This is a genomic window from Pseudomonas sp. FW305-96 (assembly GCF_058783825.1).
Genome location: NZ_JBYSYW010000013.1, coordinates 16,149 through 38,629 on the forward strand (window position 1 = coordinate 16,149; position 22,481 = coordinate 38,629).

Sequence of the window (22,481 nt, forward strand, 5' to 3'; positions counted from 1 at the left end):
GTTCAGCTGTCTTCCTCGCCGGCGAGCAACTGCTGCTCGAGGCTCTCGCGATAGTCGCCCGGCTCCTGCCACAACCCGCGCTGCTGGGCTTCCAGCAAGCGTTCGGTAAGGTCGCGCAGGGCTTCGGGGTTGTGCTCGCGCATGAAATCACGGGTGGCCGGGTCGAGCACATAGGCGTCGGCCAGGCCCTGGTAATGATGGTCGTCGATCAGGTGGGTGGTGGCGTCGAAGGCAAACAGGTTGTCGACCGTCGCCGCCAGCTCGAATGCACCTTTATAGCCATGACGCTTGGCGCCGTCGATCCATTTCGGATTGAGCGCGCGGGCACGGATCACTCGGTTGAGTTCTTCCTTCAGGGTCCGCACCCGCGGCCGGTCGGCCTGGCTGTGATCGCCGTGGTAACTGGCCCGCGAGGTGCCGGCCAGGGTTTCGGCGGCCGCCAGCATGCCGCCCTGGAACTGGTAGTAGTCGTTGGAGTCGAGCAGGTCGTGCTCGTGGTTGTCCTGGTTCTGCAGCACCGCCTGTACCTGCGCCAGGCGCTGGGCGAATGCGGCGCGGGCCGGCGTGCCCTCGTCGCTGGCGCCGTAGGCGTAGCCACCATGGTTGAGGTAGACCTCGGCCAGGTCGTCGCGGCTGTGCCACAGGCGCCCGTCGATGGCGTTCTGCACGCCCGCTCCGTAAGCCCCCGGCTTGGCTCCGAACACCCGCCAGCCGGCCTGCCGCGCCGCCTGCTCCAGCGCCATGCCGGCGCCGAGCAACGCTTCACGCTCGGCGCGCACCCGGGCGGCCAGGGGGTTCAGGTCGTCCGGCTCGTCCAGCGCGGCCACTGCCTGCACTGCGGCGTCGAACAGGCGGATCAGGTTGCCGAAGGCGTCACGGAAGAAACCCGACACCCGCAGCGTCACATCCACCCGCGGCCGGTCTAGCAGGCTCAATGGCAGGATCTCGAAGTCGTCAACCCGCTGGCTGCCGGTGGCCCACACGGGACGCACGCCCATCAGCGCCAGGGCCTGGGCGATGTCGTCGCCACCGGTGCGCATGGTCGCCGTGCCCCACACCGACAGACCCAGCTGACGCAAGTGGTCGCCGTGGTCCTGCAGGTGGCGCTCGAGGATCAGGTTGGCCGAGGCGAACCCCAGGCGCCAGGCCGTGGTGGTCGGCAGGTTGCGCACATCGACGGTGTAGAAGTTGCGCCCGGTGGGCAACACGTCCAGGCGGCCACGGCTGGGCGCGCCACTGGGCCCGGCCGGGACGAAACGCCCGGCCAGCGCGGCCAGCAGGCCGTCGATCTCGGCGGCGCCACAGGCGTCCAGGTCCGGCGCGATCTGTTCGACCAGCGCCTGCAACACCTCGCGTACCGCTGCCCAGCCGTCTTCATCCGGCAACGCCGCAGCCCCTTGCAATGCCTGCTCGATCAATGTCAGCGCCAGCCACTCCAGGCGCTCACGGGTATCACCACAGGTACGCCATGCGCTGTTGTCGACTTGCAGCAGCAGGCCCGGGCGCGGCCCATCCCAGGGCTGTCCCAGGTCGCAGTCCAACGGATCGAAGCCTAACGCCAAGGCCTTGGCCAGCACGCGAATCAGGCTGGCATTGCCGCCCTTGCCATCTCCCCGCGCCACCCGCACCAGGGCCAGCAGCGTGTCGCTGCGCAGGCGCCCCTGGGGCGACTGACCGAACACATGCAGGCCATCGCGGATCTGCGACTCCTTGAGGTCGCACAGGTAGGTATCCAGGCGCGGCAACCACACCGCAGCATCCTCCAGTTGCCCTTCAAGCTGCAGTTCACGGTCGATGTGGTTGGCCTTGACCAGTGCGAGGATGTCGCGCTGCAACTCGTTGGCGCGACGTGGATCGAGCAACTGCGCTTCGTAGTACTCGTCGGCCAGCTGCTCAAGGTGGCGCAGCGGGCCGTAGGTCTCGGCGCGGGTCAAGGGCGGCATCAGGTGGTCGATGATTACCGCCTGGGTACGGCGCTTGGCCTGGGCGCCCTCGCCCGGATCGTTGACGATAAATGGATAGATGTTGGGCAGCGGCCCGAGCAACGCGTCCGGCCAGCATTCGGCGGACAGCCCAACGCCCTTGCCCGGCAGCCATTCCAGGTTGCCGTGCTTGCCGACATGGATCAACGCATCGGCGGCGTAGCCGTTGCGCAACCAGAAGTGAAACGCCAGGTAGCCGTGCGGCGGCACCAGGTCCGGGTCGTGGTACACCGCGCTGTGGTCCACCTGGTAGCCCCGCGCGGGCTGGATGCCGACGAAGGTCAGGCCGTAGCGCAAGCCGGCGACCATCATGCGCCCGCTGCGGAACATCGGGTCCTGCTCGGGCGGCCCCCAGCGCTCCAGCACGGCGCGCTGGTTGGCCTCGGGCAACGCGGCGAAGGCGCTGTGGTAGTCGGCCAGGGCCAGGCTCTGGGCGCAAGGGCGCTGGTCAAGGTGATCGAGGTCGTTGGTGACACCGCCGAGCAACTGGTGGATCAACTCGGTGCCGCTGTCGGGCAGGCCGGCTACCGGATAACCCTGCGCCTGCAGGGCCTTGAGGATATTCAACGCGGCGCCTGGGGTGTCGAGGCCGACACCATTGCCGATGCGCCCGTCGCGGGTCGGGTAGTTGGCCAGCACCAGGGCCACACGCTTCTCCTGGTTGTCCAGGCGCGCCAGTGTCACCCAGCGTCGCGCCAGCTCGGCGACGAAATCCATGCGTTCGGGGTGGGCGCGGTAGCAGACCACGTCGGACTGGCTGCGCTCACTGCGCCAAGCCAGGTCCTTGAAGCTCACCGGCCGGGTGATGATGCGCCCATCCAGCTCGGGCAAGGCGATGTGCATCGCCAGGTCGCGGGCGCCGAGGCCCTGCTCGCTCTGCTCCCAGCCGGGCTGGTTGTCCTGGGCGCAGATCGCCTGCAACACCGGCACATCGCGGCGCAATGGGCGCAGATTGGGCTGTTCGGGGCTGGACAGGGCAAAGCCGGTGGTGTTGATCACCACCTCGGCCTGCACTTCGTCGAGCCAGGCCTCGACCTGGTCCAGGCAGCCGCGTTCCTTGAGGCTGGCCACGGCGATCGGTAACGGATTCAAGCCGCAAGCCTGCAGGCGCTGGCAGAACACATCGATGAACGCGGTGTTGGCTGCCTGCAGGTGGGAGCGGTAGAACAGCAGCGGTGCCACCGGGTACTCCGGATGCCATTCGGTGTACCAGTCCTCGAGCCGTGCGGTGGCCTTGGCCGGGTGATAGACCACCGTGCGCGGCAAGGGTTGCGGCTCGTCCCAGGGGTAGGCGCGCCCCAGCCACTGGCTGGCCAGGCAGTTGAACAGGTTCAGTGCATTGGCCTTGCCACCCTGGCGCAGGAAATGCCAGAGGCGCTCGGCCTGTTCGCCACATACCGTGCCCAGGCCGGTCAGCTCCGGGTCGGGACGGTCGTCGCCGGGTACCAGGATCAGCTGTACGCCACGGGCCGCCAACTCGACCAGTTGTTCGACACCGTAGCGCCAATAACCGACGCCGCCGTGCAGCGACACCAGGATCACCTTGGCATGGCGCAGCACCTGGTCGACATACAGGTCGACCGAGGCGTGGTTCTGCACCTGCATCGGGTTGGCCAGGCGCACGCTGGGGAAATCCGCCGGCAACTGCTCGGCGGTTTCGGCAAGCAGCGCCAGGTGTGAATCACCGCTGCAGAGGATCACCAGTTCGGCGGGGGTCTGGCCGAGGTCGGCGATGCTGTCGTCCGGCACAAAGCCGCCGGGCTGGGTCCGCAGCAGGTGCATGGGTCAGGCGCCCAGGGCCTGGCGCAGGCGCGCTTCCAGCTGGGTCGCGTCCAGGTCCTGGCCGATCAGCACCAGGCGGGTGATCCGTGGCTCCTCGCTGCGCCATGCACGGTCGAAGTGCTTGTCGAAGCGGGTACCCACACCCTGGATCAGCAGGCGCATCGGCTTGCCGGGAATGGCGGCGAAGCCCTTGGCACGCAGGATGCCGAACTCGGTGACCAGTTGCGTCAAGGCATCGAGCAGCAGGCTTTCGTCGGCCTCGGGCAGGTCGATGGAGATCGAGTCGAAGGCGTCGTGGTCATGGTCGTCATGGTCATCGCCGTCGTGATGGCTGTCGTGGTGGGTGCGGCGGCCATCGATATGCGCCTCGGACTCGGCGCCCACGCCCAGCAGCACCTCCAGCGGCAGGCGACCACTGCTGGCCTCGATCACCTTGACCGCCGGCGGCAGCTCCTCGGCCACTTCGGCACGGACCTTGGCCAGGCCCTCGGCATCGATCAGGTCGGCCTTGTTCAGTACCACCAGGTCGGCGCTGGCCAGCTGGTCGGCGAACAGTTCGTGCAGCGGCGACTCGTGATCGAGGTTGGGGTCAAGCTTGCGCTGGGCGTCGACCTGGTCCGGGTAGGCGGCAAAGGTGCCGGCGGCCACGGCCGGGCTGTCGACCACGGTGATCACCGCATCGACCGTGCAGGCGTTGCGGATCTCCGGCCACTGGAAGGCCTGCACCAGGGGTTTTGGCAGGGCCAGGCCGCTGGTTTCGATAAGGATATGGTCGAGATCGCCGCGGCGCGCCACCAGCTCGCGCATCACCGGGAAGAATTCTTCCTGCACGGTGCAGCACAGGCAGCCGTTGGCCAACTCGTAGACGCGGCCGTTGGCCTCTTCCTCGGAGCAGCCGATGCTGCACTGCTTGAGGATCTCGCCATCGATGCCCAGCTCGCCGAATTCGTTGACGATTACCGCGATGCGGCGGCCCTGGGCGTTGTCGAGCATATGGCGCAGCAAGGTGGTCTTGCCCGAACCGAGGAAGCCGGTGACGATGGTGACGGGAAGCTTGGCCAGTGTTTTCATGTCGCGATGCCCTTGGCAGCAATGGCGCGGGCATGCAGGACGACAGCCACGGCCCGTGTCGGCCTGACTGTTTCGCCACCGGATCACCCCGCCCGGTTGAAAGTCGAAAACGTTGCGAGGCAGGTCTCCTGGCTTGCACCGCCGGCCATCAAAGCCGGTGGGATGGCGCCTTCCCGCGCGTGCGCAGTGGCTGTGCCGAACCCTTCAGTGCCTACAGTTGCGGGGGCAGCCGCGGCTTGTACCGCGTTCCCGTCTTAGCCCGGGACAACGCCCGGGAACCTCGAACCGGCAAGGCTACGCAGTGCCTGCCTGGCGGTCAACCGCCGCGGCGATTGACGCAGGCCCGGCCCCGTGATTTGCTAGCGCATTGCGTTCAGGTGCCCCCAACGGGGGTGAAACGGGAAACCGGTGCGTCGCGCCTCCTTTAGAAGAGGGCCGACAAAGCCGGTGCTGCCCCCGCAACGGTAAGCGAGAGAAGCGTCCAGACCACTGTGCCCATCGTGCGGCATGGGAAGGTGGCGTTTGATCAATGGAGCCCCGCTCCGCCTCGCCAGCCCGGAGACCGGCCTGACATGCTTGCAGAACACCCCGCAGTGGGCGGGCGCTGTCGTATCACCCGGGCCAGCCGTGCCCGGGGGCGTCGCGCCTGCCCGTTGCCACAACAAAAGCAGCAGAGGAACGCGTCATGCCCATCACCCACGCCAAACCCAGTATCGCCACCCCCGTCAGTCTCAGCCAGCGCCTGATCGTCGCGGTCGGCGCGAGCCTGCTGGGCCTGTGCCTGGTGTACTTCGCCGGTTTCTCGCACATCGAGGCGGTGCACAACGCCGCCCACGACACCCGCCACAGCGCCGCCTTCCCTTGCCACTGAGTACGCCCGCATGATCACGCGCATCGCCCGTACCGCGGGTTTCAGCGGCCTGCTCGCCGCCCTGCTGCTGACCCTGCTGCAAAGCTTCTGGGTCGCCCCGCTGATTCTCCAGGCGGAAACCTATGAAACCGCCACCCCCGCCGCCGAACATCATGAACATGGCGAGGCCGCCGCGCCTCATGAGCACAGCGCCGAGGCCTGGGCGCCCGAAGATGGCTGGCAGCGTATCCTGTCCACCACAGGCGGCAACCTGGTGGTCGCCGTCGGCTTCGCCCTGATCCTCGCCGCCCTGTACAGCCTGCGTGCCCCGGGCCGCGTGGCGACCGGCGCGCTGTGGGGCCTGGCGGGCTTCGCCGTGTTCTGCCTGGCGCCGACCCTGGGCCTGCCACCGGAACTGCCCGGCACCGCCGCCGCCGACCTTGGTCAGCGCCAGACTTGGTGGATCGGCACCGCCGCCGCCACTGCCGCTGGCCTGGCGTTGCTGGTGTTCGCCCAGCACTGGCTGTTCAAGGTGCTCGGAGTCGCCCTGCTGGTGATCCCGCACCTGATCGGCGCGCCACAGCCAGCGGTTCATGAAAGCCTGGCCCCCGAGGCGCTGGAGACCCAGTTCAAGATCGCTTCGTGGCTGACCAACGCCGCGTTCTGGGTGGCCCTGGGCCTGCTCAGCGCCTGGTTGTTCCGCCGCTCCAGCCAGCACTGATGCGCGACCTTGTTCCCCAGCCGGCGTTGTATGCCGGCTTTGGTTGCCGCCGTGGCTGCCCGGTCGAAACGCTCGCGGTGCTGCTGCGCCAGACCCTGACCAACCACGCCCTGCCCCTGTCGGCGCTGAAGGCAATCGCCAGCATCGAACCCAAGGCGCGCGAGCCCGGCCTGCTGGCACTGGCCGAGCGGCTCGGGTTGCCGTTCATCTGCTTCGACAGCAGCCACTTGTCGACCTTCGAAGCGCTGCTCAGTCAGCGCTCGACAACGGTGTACGCCCAGACCGGCTGCTGGGGCGTCGCCGAAAGCGCAGCCCTGGCCCTGGCCGGGCGCACAGGCGCCGTGCCACGCCTGCATGTGCCAAGGCAAGGGCTCGGCGGCGCTACCCTGGCCCTGGCCATCGGCGGATAATCCGCCCCTTTTACCTGCAAGGAACCCCCATGACGGTCTATTTCATCGGCGCCGGCCCCGGCGATCCCGAGCTGATCACGGTCAAGGGCCAGCGCCTGATCCGCCAGTGCCCGGTGATCATCTACGCAGGTTCCCTGGTACCGGCTGCAGTGCTCGAGGGGCATCAGGCACACACCGTGCTCAACAGCGCCGAACTGCACCTGGAGCAGATCATCGAGGCCATGCGCCAGGCCCATGCCAACGGCCAGGACGTGGCCCGCGTGCACAGCGGCGACCCTAGCCTGTACGGCGCCATCGGCGAACAGATCCGCCACCTGCGTGAGTCGGGCATCGATTACCAGATCATCCCCGGAGTCACCGCCACTGCCGCCAGCGCCGCGCTGCTGGGTTGCGAGCTGACACTGCCGGACGTGGCGCAGACGGTGATCCTCACCCGCTACGGCGACAACTCGCCGATGCCGGCCGGTGAACAGCTGGCCGATCTGGCCCGCCATGGCAGCACCCTGGCCATCCACCTGGGTGTACGCCACCTGCCGCGTATCGTCGAGCAACTGCTGCCCCACTATGGCGCCGACTGCCCCATCGCCGTGGTCCATCGTGCCACCTGGCCAGACCAGGACTGGGTCAAGGGCACCCTGGCGGACATCGTCGAGCGCCTGGCAGCCAAGGGCTTCCGGCGTACCGCGCTGATCCTCGTCGGTCATGTCCTGGGCGATGCCCCGTTCGCCGACTCGGCCCTGTACCGCGCCGGTCACGCCCATCTCTACCGCCCCGGCCCGTGAAGCGATTGCCGAGTGGGCGTGGGCGGCGCACACTGGGCCTTCCAACTGGATGGAAACCCTGCCCATGCTCGACCTGCGCCCCAACTGCGAATGCTGTGACACCGACCTCCCTCCCGAAAGTCCGGATGCGCTGATCTGTTCGTTCGAGTGCACCTTCTGTCGTGCCTGTAACGAGCGGCATTTCCATGACCGCTGCCCGAACTGCGGCGGCCAACTGGTGATGCGCCCCACTCGTGTGGGCAAGGTACTGGGCAACAACCCCGCCTCCACCCAGCGAGTGCTCAAGCCGCACGCCCCCTGCGGCTGAGCGCTTGTACTCAAACCTTGTTTGTAGGAATTTTCTACAGCTTGTTGCGGGATTTTCAACACACCTATACTCGCCTATTACCAAGGGTCCTGAATGTCCGTAAGGTGCGCGCTGCCCAGCAAGTCCGCGGCCCGCGCCTGAAATGCAACGCAGGAAGCGGGCTGCACTTTGACAGGAGTGACCTGAATGACATCCGTGCTGTTGGTCGATGACCACCACATTGTGCGACTCGCCGTACGCATGCTGCTTGAACGCGAACGCTTCACCGTCGTGGGTGAAACCGGCAAAGGCAAAGAGGCTGCCCGCCTGGCCGAGCAGACCAGGGCCGATGTGGTTATCCTCGACATCGGCCTGCCCGACCTCGACGGCATGGAAGTGATCAAGCGCCTCAAGCTGATCGACCCGCCCCCACGGATCATGGCCCTGACCGGCCAGCCCGCCGACCTCTACGTGCGCCGCTGCATGGACGCCGGCATCTCGGCCTTCGTCAACAAGGACGAGGACCTCGATGCCCTGGTCTTCGCCCTCAAAGCCCTGGTCAAGGGTTACTCGACCTTTCCGCAGATGGCGGTCAACAGCAATACCCTGGAAAGCGAGACCGAGCGCCTGGCACTGCTTTCCAACCGTGAAATGGAAGTACTGCGCCGGCTCAGCGCCGGCCAGAGCAACAAACTGATCGGCGAGCAGATGAACCTCAGCGCCAAGACCATCAGCACCTACCGCGGCCGGATCATGGAAAAGCTCAAGGTCGAGTCACTGGTGGAAATGGTCGACCTGGCCAAACGCAACAACGTGGCCTGAATCATGATCAAGGGCGCCCTGCTGTGCCTGCTGCTGGCCACGCTGACGTCTTTGCCCGTACAGGGTGAGCCGCACAGCGAAACTCGCCATCTGCTGGCCCGCGCCCTGAGCGCGGCGCCTCCCTTGACGCTGGCGGCAACCGACCGACAGTGGCTTGCTGAGCGCGGAGGCCTGGTGCTGGGCAGCTCGCGCCCCGACTATCCCCCCTTCGACATCAACAACAGCCAGTCCGACTACGAGGGCCTGAGCGCGGACTACGCCGGCCTGATCAGCGAGCAGTTGGGCGTGCCGGTCAAAGTGCGTCGCTATCCAAGCCGCGAGCAGGCCCTGGATGCGCTGCGCGCTGGCGAAATCGATCTGCTGGGCAGTTCCAACGCTTTCGAGGCCAACGATGCACAACTGGCTCTCAGCCTGCCCTATGCCGATGACCTGCCAGTCATCGTATCGCGCAAGGACCAGCCCCTGCGCGACGGTGACGACCTGGCCGGCCTGCGCCTGGCCATGGTGGATCATTACCTGCCCATGCAGGCGGTGCGACGCCTCTATCCCGGCGTCCAGCTGAACCTCTATCGCTCGACCCTCGCCGGGGTCGCCGCCGTGGCCCTGGGTCAGGCCGACGCCTACCTGGGTGACGCCATCAGTACCGACTATGCAATTGCCAAAGGTTTCCAGGAAACGGTCAAGGTCGATCATTTCGTCAAGGCCCCGGCCAGCAGCTTCGCCTTTGCCCTGACCCAGGACAACCAGCGCCTGCTGCAACTGGTCGACCTGGCCCTGGGGCGCATCGCCGACAGCGAACGGCTGAACATCCTGCGCCGCTGGGCTGGCGGCGGCACCAGCCTGCTGCTTGACCGTCGCCTCGATGCCCTGACCCAGGAGGAGCGCGACTGGATCGCGAAACACCGGCAGATCACGGTGATGATCAACACCACCCTGGCGCCCCTGAGCTTCACCGACGCCCAGCAGCAACCACGGGGTATCGCCCTGAACCTGCTGGAGCGTATCGGCCTGAGCACCGGCCTGCGTTTCAAGGTGGTCGAGTCGGAGTCGTTCGAGGACATGATCGAGCAGGTCGCCCAGGGCAAGGCGGACATGATCGGCGCCATCGGTTACGGCGAGCACCGCGCCCAACGCCTGCGCTACACCCGCCCCTACATGATCAGCCCGCGAGTTCTGGTGGTCCGCCAGGATGCAGCGCCCCTCGATCCGCAGCAACCGCTGCGAGGACTACGGGTGGCCTTGCTGAGGGGATCGCCCTTGCGCGAAGGCCTCGAACGGCAGTACGGCGACCTGCGGACCGTCGAGGTGGAGACCCCCCTGCAGCTGATGGAGGCCGTGGCCAACGGCGATGCCGATGTCGCCCTTGGCTCGCACATCAATGCCAGCTATTTCATCAACCAGGTGTTCAAGCACCGCCTGCGCATTGCCGGCCTGCACGGTGACGAGCCGGCCCTGGCGACCTTCGCCGCAGGCCCCGCGCAGCCGCAATTGCAGGCAATCCTCGACAAGGCCTTGCTGAGCATCCCACCCGACGAGCTGGAGCAACTGGTCAATCGGTGGCGAACCAACACCGCGGTCAGCGACAGCCCCTGGCGCAACTACCGCACCCTGGCGCTGCAAGTACTGGTGCTGGCCGCCCTGCTGCTGGCCGGCGTGGCGTTCTGGAACACCTACCTGCGCAAGCTGATCCACCAGCGTAGCGAGGCCCAACGCGCCCTGCAGGAACAACTGGCGCTCAGCCGCGGCTTGCTCGAACAGTTGCGCCAGGCCAAGGACGATGCCGAGCAGGCCAGCCGAGCGAAAAGCACCTTCCTGGCAGTCATGAGCCACGAAATCCGCACACCGATGAACGCAGTCATCGGCCTGCTCGAGATGGCACTGGAGGACAGCCAGCACGGCCATAGCGACAGCCAGGCGCTGGAGGCGGCCCACGGCTCGGCGATTGGCCTGCTCGACCTGATTGGCGATGTGCTCGACATCTCTCGCATCGAGTCCGGCCACATGACGCTGCAACCGGTAGCTTGCGATCTGGTCGAGCTGATCAGTACGACCCTGCGGGTTTTCGAAGGCAACGCACGCCTCAAAGGGCTTGCGCTGGGTGCGCTGCTGCCCGCCTCGCCCACTTGGCTGCTGGTCGATCCGCTGCGTTTCAAGCAGGTGCTGTCAAACCTGCTGAGCAACGCGATCAAGTTCACTGACCAGGGCCGGATCGACGTGTCGCTGGCTGTCGCCCCGATTGATGCCGGCCTGCTTGAGGTCAGGCTGCAAATCAAGGACAGCGGCGTGGGGATCAGCAGTAGCGATCAGGCACGTCTGTTCACCAGTTTTTCCCAGGTCGATGGCCGGCAGGCACGCCAGGGGGCGGGCCTGGGCCTGGTGATCAGCCGCGAGCTGTGCGACCTGATGGGGGGCGAGCTGCAGCTGAACAGCATCGAGGGCCTGGGCACCCAGGTCGAAGTGCATCTGCGCCTGCCAGGCGCCGAGCCTCCTGCCACCGAGCCTGCCGGCAAGGCCTTGATCGAAGCCGGTGCTGGCCCGCTGCAAGTCCTGGTCGTGGATGACTACCCCGCCAACCTGTTGCTGCTCGACAAGCAACTGCGCTCGCTGGGTCACCAGGTGACCCTCGCCGACCAGGGCATGGCCGCGCTGTCGCTCTGGCTGGACGGCCATTTCGATGTGGTCATCACCGACTGCAGCATGCCGATGATGGACGGCCATGAGTTGGCCCGCCAGATTCGTGCACGGGAGCGCGAAGAAAACCTGCCCGCGGTTCGAATCATCGGCGTGACGGCCAATGCCCAGGCCGAGGAACGCCAGCGCTGCCTGGACAACGGCATGGATGAATGCCTGTTCAAGCCGATCGGCCTGCAGGCACTCAAGGCCTGCCTGCCGCGGGCCGCAGAGGCGCCCCGCGCCAGCGGCTTCGACCTGGCGCAACTGCGTCACCTCACCCAGGACGACGAGCGGCTGGTCAAGCGCCTGCTGGAGCAACTGGCACAAAGCAGTGCCGAAGACCTCCAGGCATTGCATGCACTGGGCGCCAACCCGCCAGCCGAAGCCCTCGCCCCGGTGGTCCATCGAGTCAAGGGCGGTGCGCGGATGCTCAAGGTCAGGGGCGTGAGGCAGGATTGCGAAGCGCTGGAGCAGGCCATAGCCCTGGGGCAGCCGGTTGAGCAACGGCTCGCCCAGTTACGGTCGAGCCTGCACACCCTGGAGCTCGAACTGCGCCAGAGCCTCAGTGCAATTGAAGGGTCGAATTGATCTGGCTGATGGCCTCCACCACGTGCCGCGAACCCTGCTGAATCTCCATGATCACCGTACCGGCCTCATTGGCCAGTTCCACACCCAGGCCAGTACGGGTCAGACTTGACTGCATGCTGGCCACGGCGGTCAACGACAGGTCATGGTTCTGCCGCACCACTTCGACGATCTCCAGGGTCGCCTTGCTGGTCCGCGCCGCCAGGTTGCGCACCTCATCGGCGACCACGGCGAAGCCACGGCCATGCTCGCCAGCCCGGGCCGCCTCGATGGCGGCATTGAGCGCCAGCAGGTTGGTCTGGTCGGCGATGCCGCGGATGGTCAGGACGATCTGCCCGATCACCTCGGACTGTTTGCTCACCGCGTCGATGGTGCGGGCGGCGTCGTTGAGTTCGCAAGAGATCTGCTCGATCACCTCGACCGCCTGCTGCACCACCTGTGTCCCCTTGCGCGCGCAGGCGTCGGTCTGCACCGAGCTGGCATGGGCAGCGTCGGCGGCAGTCTGCTGGGTGCTGACCTGGCGGGTGATGTCGCTGGCGAACTTCACCACTTTGTACAGGCGGCCCTTGTTGTCGAAGATGGGGTTGTAGGACGCCTCGAGGTACACGGTCTGGCCTTGCTTGTTGACCCGTTCGAAGCGATGGGAGTGGTACTCGCCACGGTTGAGCGAGGCCCAGAAGTCGCGGTATTGGGCCGACTCGCGCTCGTGCGGCAGGCAGAACAGCCCGTGATGGCGCCCCACCACCTCCTCAAGGCGATAGCCCATGGTATCGAGGAAATTCTGGTTGGCCTTGATCACGCGCCCGGCCGGGGTGAACTCGATCACTGCCATGGAACGGCCGATTGCCTTGAGCAGGCTTTCGCTCTCGTGCTCCTCGATCACGTGGCGGGTGATGTCGGAGGCCACCTTGATCACGCTGGTCACCTGCTGGCGTTCATCGATCACCGGCATGTAGCTGGCCTCCAGCCACACCTCGCGGCCCGCCTTGTCCAGGCGCTCGAACGTACCGCTGATGGCCTTGCCCTCGCCAAGTTCGCGCCAGAGCTGCTGGTACTCGGCGCTCTTGGCGTAGGCCGGGTCGCAGAACAGCCGATGGTGCTTGCCGCGGATCTCGTCGGCGCTGTAGCCCATGGTCTTGCAGAAGTTCTCGTTCGCCTCGAGGATCGTGCCATCCGGCGCGAACTCGATCATCGCCATGGAACGGCTGATCGCTGCCAGCTTCGCCTCCATGCCCGCCAAGGCCTGCCGGCTGCGCTGAATCTCGATCAAGTCGGACTTGCGATGGTACTCGAACATGGACCGGGCCTCCTGTATCCACGGGATGCCCTGAGCATAGATCGGCCCAAGCGCCATGCAAGCGATCTGATATCACTTTTGGATTAGGCATTTGTACCGTCTGTCCGTTCGTGACCGGGCGTGGGCATGGTCGGCCCGCTTGAAGCGCCGCTTTCAACCTACGTGGCAGCCGCCCGTGCAGTAGGTGCGTTCAGAACAACGGCGCTGGGGCAGTAACGACAGGCCTAGACTGACAACCTGTAGAATCGCCGGAACCTCACGTAACAAATGACCATTCAACAGGAATCGCATGGTATTCAACGAGTGCTCTCTCATCGAGTCGATAGCCACCACCCTGGATCAAGCAAGAAAAGCAGAACTCGCCTGTGACCGGGCCTCCCGGCAGCCAATCACCGACAGCGTTTTACTGAATGAATCGTACTTTGCCGCCTCTCAGGAGCTGCAAACTCATTTGCAGGCTGCATTCAGAGAGATCTGTCTGCTGGCCGAGAAGCTTGGAGTACCACAGGGCCTATCTACTTTCCAACGCGACTTTGAAAACGCACTTGGTACGAGTGAGCTCGAGCCTTGCATGAACGAGGGGCGTGGTTTCTCCCCAGCACTCAAGGTGCTCGAAGTATTTTTCAACTCGCTCCAAGTAATCTCCGGGCACACGCGCACTACCGCGAACCAGGCGTTTGAACACATTCTGCGCAGTACGCCGAAGATGTTCGACGACCTCTTCGCCCCTCCCGCCAACGAGGCTGAAGTTCGAAACGCCGTATTGAAGGTCGCCCAGTTCGCCTTTCCCGATATCCAACGGGAAGCTGTGATCCCCGGCTCATTAAAGCTGCATCGTACCGACCTTGCCGTTCCCTCCTTGCGAACCGTGGTCGAATTCAAGTTTGCCCGAACACTGACAACGGCCAAGTCCTGTGTCGACGAGTTCTACTCCGATATGAAGGCGTATACGCAGACCCATCAATGGGCGCACTTCTATGCAGTGCTCTATATCCGCGGAAACTTCATGACCCAAGTCGATTTGGACCAGGCCTTCAAGGAAAAGAACGCAGATCGTAACTGGACACCGATCCTGCTCACGGGCCCAGTAAAAGGGAACTGATGCCATGCCTGAAGCCCGGCAACCTGCCCCATTCAAGGCAAGGCCTCGCAAAACACTCTCCTATACTCAGGAGGCGCCGATATAGCGACGGCGCCTTACCGGAGGGGTACGCATGAAGATCGTGGTCACCAGCATCCTCGTCGACGACCAGGCCAAGGCCCATGCCTTCTACCACCATGTCCTGGGCTTCGAGCCCAGGCACGACATCCCCATGGGCAAGTACCGCTGGCTCACTCTCACCTCCCCCAACGATCCCAATGGCGTCGAGTTGCTGCTCGAGCCCGATGCCCATCCAGCGGCGAAGACCTACAAGGCCGCCCTCAAGCAGGACGGCATCCCCGCCACTTCATTCGGCGTGCGCGATATCCAGGCTGAATATGAAAGGCTGTGCAAGGCGGGCGTGCACTTCACCCAGCCACCTACCGCCATGGGCCCGGTCACCGTGGCGGTGTTCGACGACACCTGCGGCAACCTGATCCAGATCGCCCAGCGCCATTAGCCGCCCTCGTGCAGCCCGCGAGGTTTTCCTCGCGGGCTGCTACATTGCCGACTTCCTCCAGCGCAGCCAGAACAAGGACAGCCCATGCGCTACGAATTCAGCGAAGTGCTCAACGACCTGGTCGACTATTTCCTGCTGGGCGATATCCAGCTGCTCGAACAGTTCAAGGAAGACCAAGACCTGCCCGACGACCTGGCGCGCGCCTTCACCCACGGCGACAGTGGCGACCTGGCGGTGCAGCAAGGTGTGATCCTGCCGCTGGCCGGCGTCGACAACCTGCCCTACCGCATCCTGTTCACCCTCGACGAACGCACCCCGGCACTGCTCGAGCCTGGCAGCCGCCTCAAGCATCGTCGCCAGGGCCATGTGCTAAGGGTCGAACACGGCGCCGTGATGCTCTTCACCTGGCGCATCCTGCAGCACTTCACCAACAAGACCCTGGGTGATCTGCTGGCGCGCTACCAGGAGCCGGGGCGGCCGATCATCGAACTGGACAACGGCTGGTACTCGGTGGAAGTACTCGCGGGCGCCGTGGTGCGCGACGGATTGTACGAACCGGCGTTCGAATTCGTCATGAAAAAGGCCTATGCGCGCCCACAGGCCTCGGAGGTGGATGTCGGCTACCGGTATAGCTTGCGCGGTTACTTCGACTGACCAGGGCCGCTCCTGCAGCGAGGGCGTGAATCGGGCGACTTCTGCAGGAGCGGACCTTCATCCTTCAGGTGTGATGGATATCCCGGTCCTTGGTCTCAGGCAGGAAGAAGATGCCCAACACCGCGGTCATCACCGCAATGACGATCGGATACCACAGCCCGTAGTAGATGTCCCCGGTCGCCGCCACCATGGCGAAGGCCACCGTTGGCAGAAAACCACCGAACCAGCCGTTGCCGATGTGATACGGCAGCGACATCGAGGTGTAGCGGATCCGCGCCGGGAACAGCTCCACCAGCCAGGCGGCGATCGGCCCATAGACCATGGTCACGTATATCACCAGGATGGTCAGCAGCAGCAACACCATCGGGTAATGGATCTTCGCAGGGTCCGCCTTCTCGGGATAACCGGCCTCTTTCAGGGCGCCGGTCAGCGTGGCGGTGAAGGCGTCGGCCTGAGTCTTCAGTTCAGCCGCGGCCAGACCGGTCCCTTCGAAACTCGGGATCACCCGCTCGCCGATTCGGATCTGCGCCACGCTGCCAGGCTCGGCCTTTTCGTTCTCGTACGGGATCGCCCGCTTGGCCAGCAGGCTCTTGGCGATGTCGCAGGAACTGGTGAAGCGGGCCTTGCCCACCGGGTCGAACTGGAAGGCGCACTGCCCGGGGTCGGCCACCACCACGACCGGGTTCTGCTCCTGGGCGACGAACACATCCGGGTTGCCGTACTCGGTCAGCGCCTTGAAGATCGGGAAATAGGTCAACGCGGCAATGATGCAGCCGGCCATGATGATCTTCTTGCGCCCGATACGGTCGGACAGACTGCCGAAGACGATGAAGAACGGCGTGCCGATCAGCAGGGAACCTGCGATCAGCAGGTTGGCGGTCTGCGGGTCGATCTTCAGTGTCTGCAGCAGGAAGAACAGCGCGTAGAACTGCCCGGTGTACCACACCACCGCCTGGCCGGCGGTGCCACCGAGCAGCGCCATGATCACCACCTTGAGGTTGTCCCAACGGGCGAACGATTCGGTCAGCGGCGCCTTCGACGCCTTGCCCTCGGCCTTCATCTTCATGAACACCGGCGACTCGTTGAGTTGCAGGCGGATGTACACCGAGATTGCCAGCAGCAGGATCGACAGCAGGAATGGTATCCGCCAGCCCCAGTCCTCGAACGCCTCGGTGCCCATGGCCGTACGACAGGCCAGGATCACCAGCAGCGACAGGAACAGCCCGAGGGTGGCGGTGGTCTGGATCCACGCGGTGAAGAACCCGCGCTTGCCCTTGGGCGCATGCTCGGCCACATAGGTGGCAGCGCCGCCGTACTCCCCGCCCAATGCCAGCCCCTGCAACAGCCGCAGGGTGATGAGGATCACCGGCGCGGCCACGCCGATCGTCGCATAGCTGGGCAGCAACCCGACCACTGCGGTGGACACGCCCATGATCACGATGGTGATGAGGAAGGTGTGCTTGCGCCCGATCATGTCGCCCAGGCGACCGAACACGATGGCGCCGAACGGCCGCACGGCAAAGCCGGCGGCGAAAGCCAGCAAGGCAAAGATGAACGAAGTGGTTTCGTTGACCCCGGCGAAAAAGTGCTTGGCGATGATTGCCGCCAGCGAGCCGTACAGGTAGAAGTCGTACCATTCGAACACGGTGCCCAGCGAAGAGGCGAAGATGACCTTGCGCTCCTCCCGGGTGATGCCACGTTGGGGCGCGCTACTGCCCGTGGATGCGCTGTCAAGGACCGCCATGGGTCGCCTCCGTCTGGTTGTGGTAGACCGGAGTGCTCCATCAGGTAGCCAAAGCACGCACCCAGGCCAAAAGGCATTGCAGGCTGCGCGAAGCACGACGAGGCATCGGCCCCGAATCGCGGCAAGTCACTTCAAGCATAATCGGCCTTTGCACGATAGCCACTCGCCTGAGTGATCGAGCGCCGAAACGGATAGGGAACCCGCAATGAACGAACCACAGCACAGCGCCTGGCGAGGTCGGCTCTGGCTGGCCGATGACCACGGCCTGCTGCTCGGCACGGCGGGCCACACCGGTGTCCATGCCCACTATGCCCACCAGGTAGTGCTCGCCCTTGAGGGCCACGCCTGCCTGCAGATCAATGGCGAAGAGCACCGCGGCGACATGCTGGCCATCGCCTCGTTGCAGCCCCACGCCATTCTCGCGCCCGGCACCGTCTGCATCACCTTGTTCGCCGAGCCCCTGGCGTTTTCCCTGGAGACCTTGCTCGACGTCTGCCGGCAAGCCCCCCGCGATATCTCAAGCCTCGCCCAGGCGTTGCGCCAGGCACCGCGCCGCCCGTTGGATCCGCGCCTGGCGCGGGCCCTGGCACGAATTCGCGCAGTGGACGAGCAGCGCCTGCCGGCCACCGAGCTGGCACAGGCAGCGGCGCTGTCGGTCAGCCAGCTCGAGCGCCTGTTCAGTGGCCGCCTGGGTCTGTCGGTGCGGCGCATGGTGCTGTGGCAACGCCTGCGCGTGGCCCTGGGCGCGGCGCTGGCCGGCGCTAGCTTGACCGAGGCGGCCATGGCCGCCGGCTTCGCCGACTCGGCGCACCTGAGCCGCAGCCTGCGCCAGCAATTCGGCATCCGTGCCAGCGAAGCCCTGCGCCACCTGCGCTCAGACGTGCTCTAGTGCCTGACGCAGGCTTTTCGGCAAGGCTGCCGGCGGCTGCGCCGTGGCCACTGGGCGGAACGGCTCACGCAGTTGCGCCAGGTACGTTTGTGGGTAGTCCGGACGGTCGCCAATGCCCATGTCGTCATCGGCCAACCCGTAGCCCGGCAGGTGAAGCGCTGTGCCGAGCAAGCGATCCCATACGGGGAAGAACAGCGCGAAGTTGACGTCGCCCAGGGTGCCGTACTTCAGGTGGTGCAGCCGGTGCACGGGGGCCCAGGCGAAAAGGTGGCGCAGAACGCCGATGCGCATGTCGACATTGCTGTGTTGCAACAGCAGCTGGACCGCTATGCAGAACGCCAGCAACGCCGCCACGTCCTGCGGCAAACCCAGCAGCAGCAAAGGCAGCACGCCGCCCAACCCCTCGGCCATCTGGTGCAGCGGGTGCTTCATCAAGCCATTGAAACCGTACAGCCGAGTCACACTGTGATGCACCGCGTGCAGGCGCCAGAGCAATGCGCTGCGATGACTGGCGTAGTGCACCAGGGTGATCCCCAGGTCGGCCAGGGGCAGCGCCAGCAACAGTTGCCCCAGCATGGGCCAGTGGCTGGGCCACAGGCTTGTGGCGGGTAGCCAGCCGGCGAACAGCGGGATGGCTGCGATGCTGGCGATATTGAGTGTTTCGTTGACCAGTGCGTGCAGTCCATCACGCCCGCCTTCGCCTGCCGCCTCGCTCCAGGCAGATTTGTAGGGGCACAGCGCTTCGCAGGTGAACGACAGCAGGATCGCCACGCCGAGCAAGGGCAGCAGCCAGAGAATGTCGGCGCCAAGATTGATCAGCCACACGGCGGTGGCGATGAAACCGAAGAAGAAACACGGGGCATAGAAGATGCGCATGGAGGGCTCCAGTCATGGTTGGAGCCGCCAGTGTGGCCCGGTGCCTGAGCGAGACACTTGAACAAACGGCGCATCTGTCGCAGCGATGTTCTACAGGGTCGATGTGTCCGCTGCTCGGGCTGCCAGCTGTCGACGCATCTCGTCGTTGGCGCCCTGAGCCTGGGCCAGGATGGCGCGCAAGCCCTGCACCTGCGCGTCACGCTGCTGCAGTTGCTCATCCAGCAGCGTGCCATGGGCCGTGGCCTGGCGATGTTCGGCGAGCAGGCGCTCATTGTCGCGGTGCAGCCGCGTCACCTCGTCCTGACGCGCCAGCGCGCCCTGCTGCAAGGTCTGCAACTGGCCTTGCAACTGGCGCACCTGGGTCTCGTTGCGGCGTTGATCCTGCTGGCGCTCCTCGAGGCTGGCGCGCAGTTGCCCGTCCTTGTCGGCCAGGCGCGCCTGCAACTCACCCTGCGACTGACTGAGGCTGGCACTGCGCAACTGCTCGGCCTGCAGGCTGGCCTGGGCAACCGTGAGCCGTTGGGTCTCGGCGTGCAGCGCAGCGGTCAGGGCCTCGACCTGACGCAGCGCGCCGGCCAAGTCGCGCTGGGTCAGTTGCAGCTCGGCCTGCATCGCCGCACAACGCGCCTGCGCCGCCTGCTCGGCGGCCTCGATCCGGGCCTGCCCTTCCTCCTGCAACTGGGCGGCCAATTGCTCGACCAATCGCGCCAACGGTTCGCTCAAGGCCCCCTGGCTACCCAGCAACTCCAGCGGCTGCCGGTCCAGTTCCTTGAGGTAGCGGTGGATAGTGGTCTTCGAGCCGGTGTTGCCCAACTCGATACGTACCGCATCGATACTGGGGTGTTCACCCCGGGCCATCAGCGCCTGCCGCGCCTGCTGCACGGAAGCCTTGTCTATGCCATTGCGGGCCATTGCTCATTCCACCTATGCGTACCATGGCATGTACCATGTAATGCGGCGCAATACTGCACGGCCCTGCCCCCCGTTTCAAGCCTGCGGGTGAAATGTCATTCAGCGGCCTGCTCGAGGAAATCCACCGGCGGCACGAAGTACAAGCCGCCGGTAACGGCACGGCTGTAGTCCAGCAAACGATCGTAGTTGCCCGGCGGCTTGCCGACGAACATGTTTTCGAGCATCTGCTCGATCGGCGCGGGCGAGCGGGCGTAACCGATGAAATAGGTACCGAACTCCCCGGCCCCGGGGCGGCCGAAGGGCATGTTGTCGCGCAGGATCTTGATCTCCCGCCCACCCTCTTCCAGGGTGGTCAGCGAACTGTGCGAGCAACTGGGCTTGCTCGCGGCATCGAGCTCACCAGAAACATCGCAATACGGGTGATCGGGCTGTCGACAGCCTGCGGCTCGATCTCGACTGTATGCACCAAGGCTTCCTCTCACGCTGGGTTTGATCGCTTATGGTATAGCACAGCGCGACTGAACAACCGCACCTCATAGATGCGCTCTATCAACTCATCCAGCCTATCGATTTGACCGCGTCAAATTGCCTCAGATAACGTGCCGCCCGCTTCGAAGTTGCCTGTTCCCTCCACCACGAGCCGAACCGCGCTGGCCTCGTCCCATCGTTACCAGATCCGCCCAATGGTACCGCCGTTATCCTTGCGTTCGAGTTGTTGAAATGTCTGTGAATACCCCCTCCCGGATCACCGAGCTGGTCATCGAAGCCGGCACCCGCAAAGCCCACCTGCCCACCCGCGCCACCTTGATTCTCGGCTTCCTGGCCGGCGCGTTCATTTCCCTGGGCTTTCTGCTGGCGATCCACGTCAGCACCATGATTCCCCCGCAGTGGGCCTCGTTCGGCACACTGCTCGGCGCCGCGGTGTTTCCCATCGGCCTGATCCTGGTGATCCTGGCCGGTGGCGAACTGCTCACCGGCAACATGATGAGCCTGCCCCTGGCGATGTTCGCCAGGCGTATCCGCCTGCGGGCGGTGGCGCGCAACTGGACCCTGGTGACCCTGGCCAACCTGCTGGGTGCGCTGTTCGTCGCCTACTGCTTCGGCCATCTGCTGGGGCTGACCGAGGGCGCGTATCTGGGCAAGACCCTGGCCGGTGCCACCAGCAAGGTCAGCGCCGACTTCCTGCACGCGTTCGTCTCCGGTATCGGCTGCAACTGGCTGGTATGCCTGGCGGTGTGGCTGTCCTACGCCAGCCGCGAGATGAGCGGCAAGATCCTCGGCATCTGGTTCCCGATCATGGCCTTCGTCGCCATCGGCTTCCAGCATGTGGTGGCCAACATGTTCCTGATCCCGGCGGCGATCTTCGCCGGCTACCTGAGCTGGGGGCAATTGGCGGAGAACCTGGCGGCGGTGTTCCTGGGCAACGCCGTGGGTGGGGCGATCTTTGTCGGCCTGGCCTACTACGTGTCGTTCGGCGTGCCTGCGCAGGAACAAGGCGCATTGCATTGATGCCAGCCCACCGAAGCGGTGGGGTGTTTTTCGTCGATGTCCTGGTTGCGTGCGAGCTCAGCTGTCCTTGCCCAGCACATAGCGGTCGAAGTGCTGGATATGCTCGTCAAGGTTGTCTTCGAGCATCATCCGGTACTGCTCGCTGAAGTACTTCAGCAACTCCTCGCGCGCCGCAGCCATCTCCGCCGCGGACTTGAAACTGCGGGCCGCCATCCAGGCATTGAAGCGGCTGGCGGCGAAGGTCATCGAAGCGCTGACCTTGCCGAGGTCCTCGAGCTTTTCGATCTGCTGGTTGGCCAGCTCCACATGCGCATCGGCGCGGTCGTAGAAGGCCTGGTCGGTGGCTTGTGCCATGGAAATCTACCTATCGGAAAACGTTGCGCTCAGGCGGTCTTGGCCTGAACGGTGAACAGGCTGGCCCCCAGCGTCATGAACGACACGCCGAACAGGCGATTCATCAGGCGGGCGCGGTTCGGTGCCGCCAGCTTGCGCTTCAAGGCCTGGGCCAAGAGGACATAGAAAGCATGGGCCAGGATCGAGCACAGGGCGAAGGTGCCGACCAGCAGCCCGAGCTGACTATCGGCGCCGTTGCCCGTGCCCATGAACTGCGGCAGGAAGGCGGCAAAGAACAGGATGGCTTTCGGGTTGGTCAACGCCACCGTCACGCCGTTGAGCATCAGCCGGCTGTTGCTGACCAGGGCCTTGACCGGTTGCTCGAGCTGGTCGAAGGCGCTGCTGCGGCTTTTCCACTGTTTGACGCCGAGGTAGATCAGGTAGCTCGCGCCCACCACCTTGAGCAGCAGGAAGGCACTGGCCGAGGTCTGCAGCAGTACCCCGAGTCCCGCACTGGTGGCGGTGGACACCACCAGCAGCCCGAGCGCATTACCCAGCGAACCGAGCATCGCCCGCCTCGGCCCGTGCGACAGCGAGTTGGACAACGCCATGATGACACCCGGGCCTGGCGACAAAGTCACCACCATCGAGACAACGACAAATCCGAACCAATCGTGCAGCGACATCCTTGTACATCCTCGG

General features: G+C 65.2%; 20 protein-coding genes, 2 pseudogenes and 2 riboswitches. Of the genes and pseudogenes, 12 read left to right on the top strand and 10 right to left on the bottom strand.

What is annotated here, in order from left to right; genetic code table 11:
• Positions 1–2: 2 nt before the first annotated feature.
• The gene (cobN, locus tag AC3WL2_RS12160; RefSeq protein ID WP_102682451.1) at positions 3–3,764 is read right to left on the bottom strand and encodes a cobaltochelatase subunit CobN; all 3,762 of its coding nucleotides are present in this window, start codon (positions 3,762–3,764) and stop codon (positions 3–5) included.
• 3 nt (positions 3,765–3,767) lie between these two features.
• Positions 3,768–4,835, bottom strand: a complete 1,068-nt coding sequence (cobW, locus tag AC3WL2_RS12165; protein ID WP_046855331.1) for a cobalamin biosynthesis protein CobW — start codon at positions 4,833–4,835, stop codon at positions 3,768–3,770.
• Positions 4,836–4,936: 101 nt separating this feature from the next.
• Positions 4,937–5,133: riboswitch (cobalamin riboswitch) on the bottom strand.
• Between the two features lie 61 nt (positions 5,134–5,194).
• Positions 5,195–5,420: riboswitch (cobalamin riboswitch) on the top strand.
• 100 nt (positions 5,421–5,520) lie between these two features.
• On the opposite strand from cobW, the gene AC3WL2_RS12170 reads away from it, so the two are divergent.
• The 7 genes from AC3WL2_RS12170 (at position 5,521) to AC3WL2_RS12200 (ending at position 11,967) form a co-directional block, all read left to right on the top strand.
• Positions 5,521–5,706, top strand: coding sequence for a CbtB domain-containing protein (locus AC3WL2_RS12170; protein ID WP_046855330.1), 186 nt, complete (start codon positions 5,521–5,523; stop codon positions 5,704–5,706).
• 10 nt (positions 5,707–5,716) lie between these two features.
• On the top strand, positions 5,717–6,406 hold the full coding sequence (locus tag AC3WL2_RS12175; protein WP_046855329.1) for a CbtA family protein: 690 nt from the start codon (positions 5,717–5,719) through the stop codon (positions 6,404–6,406).
• Positions 6,406–6,816: a cobalamin biosynthesis protein gene (locus AC3WL2_RS12180; RefSeq protein ID WP_102682450.1), complete on the top strand. Its 411-nt coding sequence runs from the start codon at positions 6,406–6,408 to the stop codon at positions 6,814–6,816. Before AC3WL2_RS12175 ends, AC3WL2_RS12180 begins: the two co-directional genes overlap by 1 nt.
• Positions 6,817–6,845: 29 nt before the next feature.
• Positions 6,846–7,598 (top strand): precorrin-4 C(11)-methyltransferase, encoded by a 753-nt coding sequence (gene cobM, locus AC3WL2_RS12185; RefSeq protein WP_102682449.1) that lies wholly within the window; start codon positions 6,846–6,848, stop codon positions 7,596–7,598.
• 64 nt (positions 7,599–7,662) lie between these two features.
• A complete protein-coding gene (locus AC3WL2_RS12190) occupies positions 7,663–7,905 on the top strand; it encodes a DUF1272 domain-containing protein (RefSeq protein ID WP_102682448.1) in 243 nt (80 codons plus the stop codon).
• Between the two features lie 186 nt (positions 7,906–8,091).
• Positions 8,092–8,706 carry a response regulator transcription factor gene (locus AC3WL2_RS12195; protein WP_102682447.1) on the top strand — a complete coding sequence of 205 codons (615 nt, stop codon included), beginning with the start codon at positions 8,092–8,094 and terminating at the stop codon, positions 8,704–8,706.
• Between the two features lie 3 nt (positions 8,707–8,709).
• Positions 8,710–11,967, top strand: a complete 3,258-nt coding sequence (locus AC3WL2_RS12200; RefSeq protein WP_102682446.1) for a transporter substrate-binding domain-containing protein — start codon at positions 8,710–8,712, stop codon at positions 11,965–11,967.
• Here the strand turns inward: AC3WL2_RS12200 and AC3WL2_RS12205 are convergent.
• Together AC3WL2_RS12205 and AC3WL2_RS12210 are read right to left on the bottom strand one after the other, a co-directional pair.
• Positions 11,942–12,436, bottom strand: a complete 495-nt coding sequence (locus AC3WL2_RS12205; RefSeq protein WP_371919805.1) for a methyl-accepting chemotaxis protein — start codon at positions 12,434–12,436, stop codon at positions 11,942–11,944. The genes AC3WL2_RS12200 and AC3WL2_RS12205 overlap by 26 nt on opposite strands.
• A gap of 42 nt (positions 12,437–12,478) precedes the next feature.
• Positions 12,479–13,318, bottom strand: a pseudogene (locus AC3WL2_RS12210) (PAS domain-containing protein); the annotation flags it as partial.
• Positions 13,319–13,550: 232 nt separating this feature from the next.
• Here AC3WL2_RS12210 and AC3WL2_RS12215 point away from each other — a divergent pair.
• The 3 genes from AC3WL2_RS12215 (at position 13,551) to AC3WL2_RS12225 (ending at position 15,516) form a co-directional block, all read left to right on the top strand.
• Positions 13,551–14,363 carry a PD-(D/E)XK nuclease domain-containing protein gene (locus AC3WL2_RS12215; protein ID WP_102682444.1) on the top strand — a complete coding sequence of 271 codons (813 nt, stop codon included), beginning with the start codon at positions 13,551–13,553 and terminating at the stop codon, positions 14,361–14,363.
• Between the two features lie 112 nt (positions 14,364–14,475).
• Entirely contained in the window at positions 14,476–14,862 is a 387-nt protein-coding gene (locus AC3WL2_RS12220) for a VOC family protein (RefSeq protein ID WP_046855323.1), read from the top strand.
• An 84-nt stretch (positions 14,863–14,946) separates the two neighbouring features.
• Positions 14,947–15,516, top strand: a complete 570-nt coding sequence (locus AC3WL2_RS12225) for a hypothetical protein (protein WP_102682443.1) — start codon at positions 14,947–14,949, stop codon at positions 15,514–15,516.
• Between the two features lie 64 nt (positions 15,517–15,580).
• Here AC3WL2_RS12225 and AC3WL2_RS12230 read toward each other — a convergent pair whose 3' ends face one another.
• Positions 15,581–17,260 carry an MFS transporter gene (locus tag AC3WL2_RS12230; RefSeq protein WP_102682442.1) on the bottom strand — a complete coding sequence of 560 codons (1,680 nt, stop codon included), beginning with the start codon at positions 17,258–17,260 and terminating at the stop codon, positions 15,581–15,583.
• Positions 17,261–17,465: 205 nt separating this feature from the next.
• Between AC3WL2_RS12230 and AC3WL2_RS12235 the strand changes: the two genes are divergently transcribed.
• Positions 17,466–18,149 carry an AraC family transcriptional regulator gene (locus AC3WL2_RS12235; protein ID WP_102682441.1) on the top strand — a complete coding sequence of 228 codons (684 nt, stop codon included), beginning with the start codon at positions 17,466–17,468 and terminating at the stop codon, positions 18,147–18,149.
• Here the strand turns inward: AC3WL2_RS12235 and AC3WL2_RS12240 are convergent.
• From AC3WL2_RS12240 to AC3WL2_RS12250, 3 genes and pseudogenes are all read right to left on the bottom strand, one after another.
• Complete coding sequence (locus tag AC3WL2_RS12240; protein WP_102682440.1) at positions 18,135–19,025, bottom strand: sterol desaturase family protein; 891 nt, start codon at positions 19,023–19,025, stop codon at positions 18,135–18,137. The two genes, AC3WL2_RS12235 and AC3WL2_RS12240, sit on opposite strands and share 15 nt — an antisense overlap.
• 90 nt (positions 19,026–19,115) lie before the next feature.
• On the bottom strand, positions 19,116–19,937 hold the full coding sequence (locus AC3WL2_RS12245; protein ID WP_102682439.1) for a DNA-binding protein: 822 nt from the start codon (positions 19,935–19,937) through the stop codon (positions 19,116–19,118).
• A gap of 95 nt (positions 19,938–20,032) precedes the next feature.
• Positions 20,033–20,335: pseudogene (locus tag AC3WL2_RS12250) on the bottom strand (Dyp-type peroxidase); the annotation flags it as partial.
• Between the two features lie 322 nt (positions 20,336–20,657).
• Here AC3WL2_RS12250 and AC3WL2_RS12255 point away from each other — a divergent pair.
• Entirely contained in the window at positions 20,658–21,446 is a 789-nt protein-coding gene (locus AC3WL2_RS12255; protein WP_102682438.1) for a formate/nitrite transporter family protein, read from the top strand.
• Between the two features lie 57 nt (positions 21,447–21,503).
• Here AC3WL2_RS12255 and AC3WL2_RS12260 read toward each other — a convergent pair whose 3' ends face one another.
• Complete coding sequence (locus tag AC3WL2_RS12260; protein WP_102682437.1) at positions 21,504–21,800, bottom strand: DUF3144 domain-containing protein; 297 nt, start codon at positions 21,798–21,800, stop codon at positions 21,504–21,506.
• Between the two features lie 29 nt (positions 21,801–21,829).
• Entirely contained in the window at positions 21,830–22,465 is a 636-nt protein-coding gene (locus tag AC3WL2_RS12265) for a LysE family translocator (RefSeq protein WP_102682436.1), read from the bottom strand.
• Positions 22,466–22,481 lie beyond the last annotated feature (16 nt).

Coding starts and splice junctions, on each gene's coding strand:
- cobN (WP_102682451.1), bottom strand. CDS start 3,764: ATGCACCTGCTGCGGACCCAGCCCGGCGGCTTTGTGCCGGACGACAGC.
- cobW (WP_046855331.1), bottom strand. CDS start 4,835: ATGAAAACACTGGCCAAGCTTCCCGTCACCATCGTCACCGGCTTCCTC.
- AC3WL2_RS12170 (WP_046855330.1), top strand. CDS start 5,521: ATGCCCATCACCCACGCCAAACCCAGTATCGCCACCCCCGTCAGTCTC.
- AC3WL2_RS12175 (WP_046855329.1), top strand. CDS start 5,717: ATGATCACGCGCATCGCCCGTACCGCGGGTTTCAGCGGCCTGCTCGCC.
- AC3WL2_RS12180 (WP_102682450.1), top strand. CDS start 6,406: ATGCGCGACCTTGTTCCCCAGCCGGCGTTGTATGCCGGCTTTGGTTGC.
- cobM (WP_102682449.1), top strand. CDS start 6,846: ATGACGGTCTATTTCATCGGCGCCGGCCCCGGCGATCCCGAGCTGATC.
- AC3WL2_RS12190 (WP_102682448.1), top strand. CDS start 7,663: ATGCTCGACCTGCGCCCCAACTGCGAATGCTGTGACACCGACCTCCCT.
- AC3WL2_RS12195 (WP_102682447.1), top strand. CDS start 8,092: ATGACATCCGTGCTGTTGGTCGATGACCACCACATTGTGCGACTCGCC.
- AC3WL2_RS12200 (WP_102682446.1), top strand. CDS start 8,710: ATGATCAAGGGCGCCCTGCTGTGCCTGCTGCTGGCCACGCTGACGTCT.
- AC3WL2_RS12215 (WP_102682444.1), top strand. CDS start 13,551: ATGGTATTCAACGAGTGCTCTCTCATCGAGTCGATAGCCACCACCCTG.
- AC3WL2_RS12220 (WP_046855323.1), top strand. CDS start 14,476: ATGAAGATCGTGGTCACCAGCATCCTCGTCGACGACCAGGCCAAGGCC.
- AC3WL2_RS12225 (WP_102682443.1), top strand. CDS start 14,947: ATGCGCTACGAATTCAGCGAAGTGCTCAACGACCTGGTCGACTATTTC.
- AC3WL2_RS12230 (WP_102682442.1), bottom strand. CDS start 17,260: ATGGCGGTCCTTGACAGCGCATCCACGGGCAGTAGCGCGCCCCAACGT.
- AC3WL2_RS12235 (WP_102682441.1), top strand. CDS start 17,466: ATGAACGAACCACAGCACAGCGCCTGGCGAGGTCGGCTCTGGCTGGCC.
- AC3WL2_RS12240 (WP_102682440.1), bottom strand. CDS start 19,025: ATGCGCATCTTCTATGCCCCGTGTTTCTTCTTCGGTTTCATCGCCACC.
- AC3WL2_RS12245 (WP_102682439.1), bottom strand. CDS start 19,937: ATGGCCCGCAATGGCATAGACAAGGCTTCCGTGCAGCAGGCGCGGCAG.
- AC3WL2_RS12255 (WP_102682438.1), top strand. CDS start 20,658: ATGTCTGTGAATACCCCCTCCCGGATCACCGAGCTGGTCATCGAAGCC.
- AC3WL2_RS12260 (WP_102682437.1), bottom strand. CDS start 21,800: ATGGCACAAGCCACCGACCAGGCCTTCTACGACCGCGCCGATGCGCAT.
- AC3WL2_RS12265 (WP_102682436.1), bottom strand. CDS start 22,465: ATGTCGCTGCACGATTGGTTCGGATTTGTCGTTGTCTCGATGGTGGTG.